At 37.8% G+C, this 10,601-nt stretch carries 12 protein-coding genes and 1 rRNA gene; 9 read left to right on the forward strand and 4 right to left on the reverse strand.

The window, feature by feature from the left end:
- The first annotated feature begins 3 nt into the window (after positions 1 to 3).
- Together QL998_RS16595 and QL998_RS16600 are read left to right on the forward strand one after the other, a co-directional pair.
- Complete coding sequence (locus QL998_RS16595) at positions 4 to 762, forward strand: type II secretion system protein N (RefSeq protein WP_002962047.1); 759 nt, start codon at positions 4 to 6, stop codon at positions 760 to 762.
- Positions 763 to 784: 22 nt separating this feature from the next.
- Positions 785 to 1,372 (forward strand): UPF0149 family protein, encoded by a 588-nt coding sequence (locus QL998_RS16600; protein ID WP_024596395.1) that lies wholly within the window; start codon positions 785 to 787, stop codon positions 1,370 to 1,372.
- Positions 1,373 to 1,399: 27 nt separating this feature from the next.
- Here the strand turns inward: QL998_RS16600 and QL998_RS16605 are convergent, their stop codons facing one another.
- Together QL998_RS16605 and QL998_RS16610 are read right to left on the reverse strand one after the other, a co-directional pair.
- Positions 1,400 to 1,606 (reverse strand): hypothetical protein, encoded by a 207-nt coding sequence (locus QL998_RS16605; protein WP_182197430.1) that lies wholly within the window; start codon positions 1,604 to 1,606, stop codon positions 1,400 to 1,402.
- Positions 1,606 to 1,965: a hypothetical protein gene (locus tag QL998_RS16610; protein WP_002962051.1), complete on the reverse strand. Its 360-nt coding sequence runs from the start codon at positions 1,963 to 1,965 to the stop codon at positions 1,606 to 1,608. The genes QL998_RS16605 and QL998_RS16610 overlap by 1 nt, the downstream gene beginning before the upstream one ends.
- A gap of 288 nt (positions 1,966 to 2,253) precedes the next feature.
- Here QL998_RS16610 and ccoG point away from each other — a divergent pair, with 288 nt between their 5' ends.
- The 4 genes from ccoG (at position 2,254) to QL998_RS16630 (ending at position 6,057) form a co-directional block, all read left to right on the forward strand.
- Positions 2,254 to 3,684: a cytochrome c oxidase accessory protein CcoG gene (ccoG, locus tag QL998_RS16615; RefSeq protein ID WP_182197432.1), complete on the forward strand. Its 1,431-nt coding sequence runs from the start codon at positions 2,254 to 2,256 to the stop codon at positions 3,682 to 3,684.
- 85 nt (positions 3,685 to 3,769) lie between these two features.
- Complete coding sequence (locus QL998_RS16620; RefSeq protein WP_024596396.1) at positions 3,770 to 4,744, forward strand: serine/threonine protein kinase; 975 nt, start codon at positions 3,770 to 3,772, stop codon at positions 4,742 to 4,744.
- 34 nt (positions 4,745 to 4,778) lie between these two features.
- Complete coding sequence (locus QL998_RS16625; RefSeq protein ID WP_002962054.1) at positions 4,779 to 5,402, forward strand: thiol:disulfide interchange protein DsbA/DsbL; 624 nt, start codon at positions 4,779 to 4,781, stop codon at positions 5,400 to 5,402.
- Positions 5,403 to 5,418: 16 nt separating this feature from the next.
- Positions 5,419 to 6,057, forward strand: a complete 639-nt coding sequence (locus tag QL998_RS16630) for a thiol:disulfide interchange protein DsbA/DsbL (protein WP_010555409.1) — start codon at positions 5,419 to 5,421, stop codon at positions 6,055 to 6,057.
- A 66-nt stretch (positions 6,058 to 6,123) separates the two neighbouring features.
- Here QL998_RS16630 and trmA read toward each other — a convergent pair whose 3' ends face one another.
- On the reverse strand, positions 6,124 to 7,221 hold the full coding sequence (gene trmA, locus QL998_RS16635) for a tRNA (uridine(54)-C5)-methyltransferase TrmA (protein ID WP_182197434.1): 1,098 nt from the start codon (positions 7,219 to 7,221) through the stop codon (positions 6,124 to 6,126).
- A gap of 162 nt (positions 7,222 to 7,383) precedes the next feature.
- Between trmA and QL998_RS16640 the strand changes: the two genes are divergently transcribed.
- Positions 7,384 to 8,523 carry a DUF5610 domain-containing protein gene (locus tag QL998_RS16640; RefSeq protein WP_182197436.1) on the forward strand — a complete coding sequence of 380 codons (1,140 nt, stop codon included), beginning with the start codon at positions 7,384 to 7,386 and terminating at the stop codon, positions 8,521 to 8,523.
- A 65-nt stretch (positions 8,524 to 8,588) separates the two neighbouring features.
- Positions 8,589 to 9,389, forward strand: coding sequence for a glutamate racemase (gene murI / locus QL998_RS16645; protein WP_182197438.1), 801 nt, complete (start codon positions 8,589 to 8,591; stop codon positions 9,387 to 9,389).
- On the opposite strand, the gene QL998_RS16650 is transcribed toward murI, so the two are convergent.
- Positions 9,352 to 9,831 (reverse strand): RNA-binding protein, encoded by a 480-nt coding sequence (locus tag QL998_RS16650; protein ID WP_007582860.1) that lies wholly within the window; start codon positions 9,829 to 9,831, stop codon positions 9,352 to 9,354. The two genes, murI and QL998_RS16650, sit on opposite strands and share 38 nt — an antisense overlap.
- A 685-nt stretch (positions 9,832 to 10,516) precedes the next feature.
- Here QL998_RS16650 and QL998_RS16655 point away from each other — a divergent pair.
- A 16S ribosomal RNA gene (locus tag QL998_RS16655) occupies positions 10,517 to 10,601 on the forward strand; the annotation flags it as partial.

Genomic DNA, 10,601 nt, shown 5'->3' on the forward strand with positions numbered 1-10,601 from the left:
TTAATGAAAAAAATAATAACGTTATCGGCTGTCTTTTTAATTAGTTTTATTGTGTTTTGTATTATTAAATTACCAGCACATATTGCACTAGATATAGCAAAACCGTACTTTCCAAAGCAATTAGAAGTAGGCCAAACTGTAGGCACTGTTTGGCAAGGTCAAATGATGCAAGTTCGTTTTGATGGTGAACAGTTAAATAATGTGCGCTGGGATATTGCAGGCTGGAAATTATTTACAGGCAAACTAAATGCGAACATAAAATTTGGTAATCCACGAGAACGCAGTGATATTTCGGGTTACGCAGATGTAAGTTATGGGTTTTTTAATAAAAAAGTAATAGTGACTGACGCCCTAGTACGCTCAACTGTAGAGCGTGCAATGCAACGTGTGCAACTTCCTCTGCCTGTTACCGCTAAAGGGCGTGTGATATTAGAACTTGATGAATACAGCTCAGGCGCACCTTATTGTGACTCACTAAAAGGTGAAATAGCGAGCCCTAATATTGATGTTCAAGGCTTAAATGGATGGTTTAATATTGGACCTCTAGCTGGTAAGTTAAGCTGTAAGTCGGGTGATGTTGCTATATTAATTGACCCAGATAATACGCTTGGCCTTGAGGCAGATGCTACACTTAAAGCTAATTTCGACTTCAGAGTGGCAGGTTATGTAAAACCAGATGCCAGCTTACCTAAAGATGTACATGATGCGGTTAAGTTTTTAGGCCGACCAGATAACCAAGGTCGCTATCCGCTCAACTTTTAATGTTTTAATATAAAGAGTTTTAATGCAAATACCCCAATTTACTGAGTTGCACGCAAAGCAGCTCAGCTCATTTTTAAATACCCAATCTCAAGCAATGACCCTTGTACAAAGCCAAGGCTATTTATTTGGTGTAATTTGTTCGCCCAACCCATTAGATGTACATGAGTGGCTTGAGCAGATATTGCCAAACACAGCTAATGATTTAGATGAAGAAATGCTTTTTTTGTTTATGGCGCTTTATCACAAAATTAGTGAGCAGGTGTTCGAAACTGGATATAAATTACCAGACACATTTGATGCTGAATTTTGTAAGTCGTGGAGTAAAGGCTTCTTAGTTGCAACGAAAGCTTATGCAGAACCTTTGTTAAATGCACCGCAATTAGACGTTGATTTTAAACAAGCACTAGAAAGTGCGTTAAGCACACTAAGCTTTTTTGCACTCGACCAGCTAGCAATAGCTCAGATTGCCAAACAAAATAACATGACAATAGAAGCTTTGTGTCAGTATCAGTATGAATCTATGGGTGACTTTGCATTAGGGTTTGCTGAACTAATTGAAGTGGTCGCAATTAATAGCGGCTTGATAACCGACGAGAGTTGGGAAGAGTAATTATTAATACTAGGCGCTTAGTTTAATCTAAGTGCCTAGCTCTAATATAATATCCGTACAGCCTTGTTTGCAATTTACTATGCCTTTACCAGGCTCGCTGGTGGCTAAATCAAGTGTTAAAACCCCATTACACTTCTCACACTTTAATGTTTTGCCTTGCGCTAATTGCTTGAGCATATTGCGCTGCTTATGAAATGAGTCGCTTGCTTTTTTATTTAATCCTGAAAAATCCACTACTTTGCTCGCTTTTGTTCTAATGCTTCAGTCACTATTTTACATACCGTATTTAAACGGTCGTCATAAAAATAAAGGTTTAAGTCACGCTCACGACAATAGCGTAGGTGAAATAACTGAACAGAGTCATCTGTTGTAAACGTTTTTTCTACATACTCACCTTCAGATTCAGATAGTTTAAGTTGACTGCTGATCCTATTTTTCGCCATATTTGCAGCAGGGCTTCTGTTGACCTTGCTTGCATCACTTAAAAAGCCAATGCCTTCACCTAGTAACCTTTCGCGAGGTTCTTTTATAAGTGGGTGATCGATTGTAAAAAAGGCAAGGATCACAACTACCAAAATAATAAATTTTTTCATGGATACGTAAACCTTGATCTAAGTAGGGTTGAATTACCATGCAGTGTAATAAACTGCATTTTAAAAGCAAGTAACTGGGATGAATAAATTATTAGCGATCTATGCCAGTAATTTTAACCAACATTGTTATAATGGTTAACAGCAGTCAGATATTTCTGAAATATCTGAAAGTATTCGAGATGGCAATTTATTAAAGTAAATCTGCCTAGCAAGTAACTTGCTAGCTTTAAGTATAGAGTACTTGAGTATTGCTGGATTTTTATTTCCAAGCGGCGTTGAGGAACTTCGATGGACAAGCAAATTAAAGTAAAGAATATCCCTGTAGAGGTGAAAATCCAAAAACCGGATTTAAGCCGTCAAGATGATAGGTTCAATCCCCGAAATCGTATTTATGTGCGTGCTGTAAAAGGCCTACATCAATTACTTAGGCAGCGCATTGGCTTTTTAGGCCTACTTGCGTTTATGTTACTTCCTTGGATTAATTTTAACGGCCAGCAAGCAGTGCTGTTTGATCTAATTGGTCAAAAATACAATATTTTTGGTTTAACGCTATGGCCTCAAGATTTTACCATATTAGCGTTTATTTTTATGCTGGCAGCATTTGCGCTGTTTTTAGTGACCACCTTCTATGGACGGGTGTGGTGTGGCTACACATGTCCGCAAACTGTTTGGACCTTTATTTTTATTTGGTTTGAAGAAAAGCTTGAAGGCACTGCCAATCAGCGTAAAAAACTCGATCAACGACCCATGGACTTTGATAAGTTTTGGCGTAAAACGGCAAAGCATACTAGTTGGGTATTGTTTTCGTTGTATACCGCTATTTCTTTTGTGGGTTACTTTACGCCAATAAGGGAGTTACTCCCTGACTTTGTAACGTTTGATGTAGGCGGTTATGCACTAGTCAGTATTATTTTCTTTGCTGCGTGTACCTATGGTAATGCCGGTTGGATGCGAGAAATTATGTGTTTACACATCTGTCCTTACTCTCGTTTTCAATCAGCTATGTTTGATAAAGACACATACACCGTAACGTACGACGAAAGCCGAGGTGAAAGCCGTGGTCCTCGTTCACGTAAAGTAGACCATAAAGATTTAGAATTAGGCGACTGTATAGACTGTAACTTGTGCGTTCAAGTGTGCCCAACAGGTATTGATATTAGAAATGGGCTACAAGCTGAGTGTATCAACTGTGGTGCATGTATTGATGCGTGTGATGGCGTAATGGATAAAATGGAATACCCGCGTGGGCTTATTTCATATACGACAGAGCGAAATCTCGAAACCCCAGAAAATAAAACGAATCCACTGCGAGCTAAAATTATTGGTTACACGGTCATACTTGTTGTGCTTACGGGAGCGCTTGTCGCTAATATAGCACTGCGTAAAACAATGGACTTTGATATTATTCGTGACCGAAACCAATTATATCGTGTCGATTTTGATGGTTTAGTAGAGAATACCTATACATTAAAGGTAATTAATAAAGCGCAGTACGAGCAAACCTTTAATATTAAAGTACAAGGGTTAGATAACTTTAAGTATATTGGTAAGCAGTCATTTACTGTGCAGGCAGGGGAATCTCATAACGTACCATTGTCACTTGTAATGGACCCTTATGATTTGAAGGCGCCGATGACTGAGTTTAACTTTGTGCTTTCACCGGTAGATGAGCCGGATGAGACAATATCGCAGTCGAGTAACTTTTTTAAAGCGCGATAATCGCAACTTACCTTAATTAGGTAAGTTGATATAGCAATTAACAAAAGCGGGTATATAACCCGCTTTTATTTTATATAAGAAGAGTATGAGTAAATTTAGTTTTATTGACTTAACACCAGACCTAATACTCGATGCAATAGAGAGCGTAGGTGTGTACGCCGAATCTGGTTTATTGGCGCTCAATAGCTATGAAAACAGAGTGTACCAATTTAAAGCGGATGATGGCCTGCGTTACGTAGTGAAGTTTTATCGCCCAGAGCGCTGGAGTAAAGAGCAAATTCAAGAAGAGCATGACTTTGCATTTGAACTAGCGGATGCAGAAGTACCCGTTGTTGCCCCTATTTTATATAATGGACAAAGCTTATTTGAACACGAAGGGTATTTGTTTGTGTTGTTTCCAAGTGTAGGCGGGCGTTTATTTGAGGTTGATAATTTAGATCAGCTTGATGTAATGGGGCGATTGATTGGCCGTATGCACCAAGTAGCTAAAACAAAACCTTTTACTTACAGGCCAACAGTTACCTGCGAGGAGTATTTGCATACAGCCAAAGTTCATCTTCAAAAAAGTAACTTAGTGCCCATGGGAATAAATACTGCCTTTTATACTATTTTAGATTTAGTGATAGAGCAGGCGCAAAAACAGTATAAAGATGTGCAAAGTATTCGCTTACATGGTGACTGCCACGTTGGTAATATTTTATGGGCAGGTGATGCGCTAATGTTTGTTGATTTAGATGACAGCCGCCAAGGTCCTGCAATCCAAGATTTATGGATGATGCTCAGTGGCGATAGAGCGACGCAACTGTTACAGTTAGACACCCTTGTAAATGCATATGAAGAGTTTTGTGATTTTGATCACTCTCAACTCAAATTAATTGAACCGCTGCGAGCAATGCGTATTATTCACTATATGGGATGGGTAGCTAAACGATGGAGTGATCCTGCTTTTGTGCGGAACTTTACATGGTTTGCTGATGACAAATACTGGGAGCAACAAATTTTAGCACTGAAAGAGCAACTTGCAGCATTGCAAGAAGCACCGTTAAAGTTATTGCCGTAATATTTTATTTAAAGACAAGTACAACGAGATACAAATGCTTAAAAAATTAAAACTGAGTTTATTACTTTTATGTTTACCATTTGCAGCACTTGCTGCACAGTTTGAAGTTGATAATCAATACACTGTTATAGATGTAGACAAAAGCAAGTCACCGCAAGTAACTGAGTTTTTCTCATTTTACTGTCCACATTGCTTTAAGTTTGAACCAGTAGCAAAAGCAATTGAAAAAGGCTTGCCAGAAGGCGCTGAGTTTATTAAAAACCACGTTAACTTTTTAGGTGGCGTGTCACCACAAGCACAAAGTAATTTAAGCTTTGCTTACTTAATTGCTAAGCAGCATGGTCAGGCGCAAAGTATTAGCGATCAAATTTTTAAAAGTATCCATGTTCAACGTGCACCATTAACTGAAATGAAAGACGTTAAAAAATTACTTGAAGTAAACGGTATTGATAGCGCAACATTTGATCAAGAGATTGCAAGCATGCCTGTTATTTCAGCTGAGCAAGCAATGCAAAACAAACAGAATAAATATTCAAAATTAGGCGCACTTACAGGTGTACCTACTTTTATTGTTAACGATAAATATAAAATAAACCTCAACACCATCAAAAATCAAAAAGAACTTGATGAGTTAGTAGCGTTTTTATTAGCACTATAAATTTCGGAGCATAATAATGATTAAATTAGTTAAAGCAGGTTTGCTTGCAGTACTACTTCCTATGGCGGCAACAAGCTTTGCAGCAACGTATGAAGAAGGCGTGCATTACGACGTTGTTTCTGAGCGCGCAACAAAAAAGCCAGAAATTAAAGAGTTTTTCTCATTTTACTGCCCTGCATGTAATAACATGGAAGCACTAATTGGTGAGTTTAAGCCTAAGCTTGATAAAAACGTTAAATTTAAAAAGAGCCATGTTGATTTTGTAGGTGTACGCGACCCAGAAAACCAACAGATGATGAGCCAAGCACTCGCTACTGCAGAAGTGCTTCCGCAAAAAGATAAAATTGTCTCTGCAATCTTTAATCATATTCATACAAAGCGCGCTAGTTTTAATGAGCTTGCAGATGTAAAAGATATATTTGTAGCGCAGGGCGTTGATGGCGATAAGTTTGATAAGCTGTTTAAAAGCTTCTCGGTACGTACGCTGAGCTCTAAAATGAAACGAGATCAAGACTACTTTAAAGAAAAAGGCGCACTACGTGGCGTACCTACATTTATTGTAAATGGTAAGTATAAATTAAACCTAGGTCGTGAGTCGGGTATTACTGAACCAGAAGATATTAGCAAACTGATTAATTACTTAGCTAACAAGTAAGTTTAGCTAAAACTAAAAAAGCTCCTACAAGGAGCTTTTTTTATGGGTAACGTTTACTGAGCGTATTTATTTGCGCTGCAAGAAAACACCCGACTCAATGTGATGTGTATATGGGAACTGATCAAATATAGCAAAGCGCTTAACGTTATGCGTACGTGTTAAGTGATCAAGGTCACGCTCAAGAGTTTCAGGATTACACGATATATAAATTATGCTTTCGTAGTTAGCCACTAAGTCACACGTTAATTCATCCATGCCCGCGCGTGGTGGATCAACTAATATGGTTTGGCAGTCATAGCTTTTTAAATCAATACCATCTAAACGAGAGAAAGTACGCTCGCCATTCATTGCTTGAGTAAACTCTTCACTAGACATACGAATAATATCTAAGTTCTCTACGTTGTTTTTAGCAATGTTGTATTGAGCAGAGTGAACAGATGATTTTGATATTTCCGTCGCTAATACTTTATTAAAAGAACCTGCTAATGCAATTGAAAAGTTACCGTTACCACAATACAATTCTAGTAAATCATTTTTAAGTGGTTTACATAAATCTTGTGCCCACTCCAGCATATTAATATTTACTTTTGCATTAGGCTGAGTAAAGCTATTTTCTACTTGTTGATAAATAAGCTCTTGCCCATTAACTGTTAAACGTTCAGTTACAAAGTCATCACCTAGTACTTCTTTTTGTTTGCGAGCACGACCTATAAAGTCAATTTTGTATTTACTGCTAAGCTTTTCTTTCAGTGCTTTAATTTCACTTAACCATTCATCATCCAGTGGTTTGTGATAAAGCAAGCTTACTAAAATTTCACCGCTTAGCGTTGATAGGTAATCGATTTGAAATAACTTACGGCGTAATATTTCACAAGGCTTAAGATTTTCAATCATCACCTGCATTATTTCACCTACTAGAGGCGCTGCTGGGTCAAATGTATCAACACGGATTTTTTCTTTTGTTTGTTGATCAAACATAATGTGAAACAGATCATCACCGTCGTGCCATACTCTAAATTCAGCACGTTGGCGGTAGTTAGTTGGCTCTGAGCTAAATACTTCTAATTGCTCCACACCAAAACGTTGAAACTGCGTACTAATTCGCTGCTCTTTTTCACTTAACTGCGCTTGGTACTGTGTGGTATCTATTTTAATAACTGCCATTAACGCTACTACCTTATCTAAGATCTGTTTATCGGCGCTATTGTAGGGAGCGCTGCGTATTTGTCTAGTTTTGGCTAGCATTTATGCTGTTTTATTGAACATTGTACTTTAGTTTTTGTTGTTATAGCCGATAATAAACTACGCACGCTTAGGAGACGAATCATGAAAATAGGTAATTATGGCTTTACGCCAAACAACAACATCAATAAATTCAATAATAAAGCTGATATACAGCAACCTACAATTACGTCTCCTCAAGATAGCTATCAACAACGAGGCCGAGAGTTGGCCGCAAAGGTGCTTGGCGATAAAATGGCTGAGCAGCTTGGATTACCTATCGCAGAAAAAAAAGCAGATAAACCACTATTTGATTTTGATGAAATAGTAAAAAACGTACTCGATTTTGTAAGTAGTGCTGTAAATAAAGCAAAAGCTAACGGCGCTGATGACGAAAAGCTCAAAGATATGCTAGGCGATGCGCGCAAAGGAGTCCAAATAGGGATTGATGACGCTGTTGATGAACTCAAAGGTACAGGCGTATTTAATGATGACATGGAAGAGGGCATTAATAAGTCCAAAGAGGGAATTTACAATGGGCTGGATAAGTTTGAAGAGTCGTTATTTAACCCACAACCTGCCAGCGTAAATATAAGCCAGGCCCAATACGTCAGTATGACGAGTAATGCAGAGTATAAATTTACTACAGCAGAAGGCGATGAGGTAAGTATTAGCTTTGCTGATGCATTTGAATCTCAATCGGCAAGTGGCTATCAGCAAAATAGTAATAGTGAGTCGTTTGCAAGCTCATCATCGCAATCTCGACAGGTATCATTTTCGATGTCGGTAAATGGTGACTTAAACGAGCAAGAGCAAGAAGCTATTAATGCGATGATGGAAGACTTACAAGATTTAAGTAAAACCTTTTTTGGTGGTGATTTAGATGAAGCATTTGAACAAGCGCAAGAGCTGAGTTTAGACAGCGATCAGCTGGTGGCTTTTTCTATGGATTTACGCCAAACAAAAACAATAGCAACAGTTAAAAGCTATGAAGAATATAAACCAGCACCAGAAAAACAAGTAGCAGAGGGGTTAGCCCCTTTTAATGACGACCTTAAAAATGCTTTTGAAAAAGCGGGTGAGCTTGGATTACAAAATCAGCTAGCTGGCATTCTCCAATGGTTAAATCAAGATCAGGAACAAATAGATAAGTTAGTAGATTATACAAAGTCTATGTTCGAAAACCTTAATCAGTTAAATTCAGCAGCCGACAGGCTTACTGATTTAGAAGCCACGCAAAGTTAAACTACTTTCTTTTATAAAAACCTCATGGCAAACTGCCGATCTTAAAGTAAAGTAGGAACGGTAGTTTGTCAGCGCATATAATGGTCTTTGATTCAGGTATTGGTGGAACTACTGTACTTGAACATATCAAGCAAAGTATCCCCAATGCTCAGTACAGCTATTTTATGGATAATGCATTACTACCTTATGGTGCTCAATCCCAACAAACTATAATTAACCGATTATGTTCACTTATTCATTTCATCAAAGCCAACACGCTTAACGTCGATTTAATTGTAATAGCGTGTAATACAGCTTCTACATCTGCACTCAGCGCTGTTCGCCAAATTACGGATATTCCTATAGTAGGTGTTGTGCCAGCAATAAAACCTGCAGCAGAGTTAACACGTTCAAATCATATTGGCTTATTAGCCACACCGGCAACGGTCGCCAGTTCATACACTAAAACATTAATTACTGAGCATGCACGTAATGTAATCGTTAATCTATATAGCAGTGTTGAATTAGTAACGTTAGCTGAGGAATGCTTTTTTACAGAGTCTTTGGATACAAACAAGTTGCATCAAGTGCTTGATGACCTACATATAGATAAAACTATAGATGTACTTGTATTAGGATGTACGCACTTTCCAATATTAGCAGAGCCTATTAGTCAGTATTTTGAAGGGAATGTAAAATTACTTGATTCAGGTGTAGCGATAGCAAACAGAGTCAACTACCTACTTAACCAACTTAACTTCTGTGTGAATAAACTAACAGACATAAAAAAGCCGCTGCAATATTATGCAACGGCTGATGTGTTTAGCAATAAGCTAGCGGTAAAGCTAGTTACACTGACTGATCCGTCTCAGTACGTAGAGCATTAGAATCATCTTCTTGTTTTTGTTTTGCTTCACGTACCTTTAAAGTACGTTGTTGGAACTCGCTATCGTTCAAGTTAGCAATTGCATTGTCTGCATCAGCTTGCGCCATTTCAACAAAACCAAAGCCACGACGCTTGCCAGTATTCTTATCCTTTAATAAACGAACATTGAATACTTTGCCTTGTTCTTCAAATAATGCACGAACCACACCTTCGTTTGCACGATAAGGAAGGTTACCAACATAAAGCGTTTTTGTTTTAACTTCAGCTTCTTCAGTCACATCAGATGACATTGCAGCAATAGCAATCGCACCTATTAATAAACCAGCACCAAATAGTAATGCAGGGTTTAAAGCTAAGCCGCCTAAAGCGAACTCAACAACAACAAAACCAACTACAGCAAGAATAACAGAGAAGATAAAAGATTTTTGATCGGGTAATTTCATTTTAGATCTACCAATAAACAGGAAATAAACATTAATTTAACATTGTGAACTTGCTATCTTAACGTCTAAATCAAACATAGCAATGATATTTGTATTAAATAATAAATAAGAGCACAAAAAAGCATCATCTTAGGAAGGTTTTCATATGGTTTTACATGGTTTTGTTCTATTTTTGTTCGAACAGTAAAAAGATCTAAAAAAAGGGTTGATCTGTTTTCGGATCTCCCTATAATGCGACCCCACTGAGACGGGATATGGCGACGCGCAGCGGACAACGCATAGCGAGGCACGAACTACTCAGAGAGTTAAATAAAACTTCGGTTTTAAATTATCTAAAAAGAAAGTTTAAAACTAAGTGTTGACTCGAAAAATAAAGGGTGTATTATTCGCATCCCTTGAGACGCTAAAGCGACTCAAAACGTTCTTTAACAATATAAAGCAATCATCTGTGTGGGCACTCGTACAGATTGAGTTCTAACAGCCAAGCTTAGTTCGCTAAGTAAGGCAAACAAATTAGAGTCTCAATTGAAACTGAGTGACCATATGTTATTAAAAGATTCAGCCTTGAGCTGTTTTGATTTTACTTTTTTTAAAAGTGAAAATAATAACGCACAGTCAATTCGTTTTTGGCAACAAAAACAAAAAATTCAGAATTCATTGAGCTGTCGAAAGACATAAAACTTTTTAATTGAAGAGTTTGATCATGGCTCAGATTGAACGCTGGCGGCAGGCCTAACACATGCAAGTCGAGCGGTAACAGAAAGTAGCTT

Origin of the sequence: Pseudoalteromonas sp. APC 3691 (assembly GCF_030408135.1) — a bacterium.
Lineage (GTDB): Bacteria > Pseudomonadota > Gammaproteobacteria > Enterobacterales > Alteromonadaceae > Pseudoalteromonas.

Excerpts from the sequence above, each read along its gene's own strand:
- QL998_RS16595 (WP_002962047.1), top strand. The coding sequence starts at position 4 with ATGAAAAAAATAATAACGTTATCGGCTGTCTTTTTAATTAGTTTTATT.
- QL998_RS16600 (WP_024596395.1), top strand. The coding sequence starts at position 785 with ATGCAAATACCCCAATTTACTGAGTTGCACGCAAAGCAGCTCAGCTCA.
- QL998_RS16610 (WP_002962051.1), bottom strand. The coding sequence starts at position 1,965 with ATGAAAAAATTTATTATTTTGGTAGTTGTGATCCTTGCCTTTTTTACA.
- ccoG (WP_182197432.1), top strand. The coding sequence starts at position 2,254 with ATGGACAAGCAAATTAAAGTAAAGAATATCCCTGTAGAGGTGAAAATC.
- QL998_RS16620 (WP_024596396.1), top strand. The coding sequence starts at position 3,770 with ATGAGTAAATTTAGTTTTATTGACTTAACACCAGACCTAATACTCGAT.
- QL998_RS16625 (WP_002962054.1), top strand. The coding sequence starts at position 4,779 with ATGCTTAAAAAATTAAAACTGAGTTTATTACTTTTATGTTTACCATTT.
- QL998_RS16630 (WP_010555409.1), top strand. The coding sequence starts at position 5,419 with ATGATTAAATTAGTTAAAGCAGGTTTGCTTGCAGTACTACTTCCTATG.
- trmA (WP_182197434.1), bottom strand. The coding sequence starts at position 7,221 with ATGGCAGTTATTAAAATAGATACCACACAGTACCAAGCGCAGTTAAGT.
- QL998_RS16640 (WP_182197436.1), top strand. The coding sequence starts at position 7,384 with ATGAAAATAGGTAATTATGGCTTTACGCCAAACAACAACATCAATAAA.
- QL998_RS16650 (WP_007582860.1), bottom strand. The coding sequence starts at position 9,831 with ATGAAATTACCCGATCAAAAATCTTTTATCTTCTCTGTTATTCTTGCT.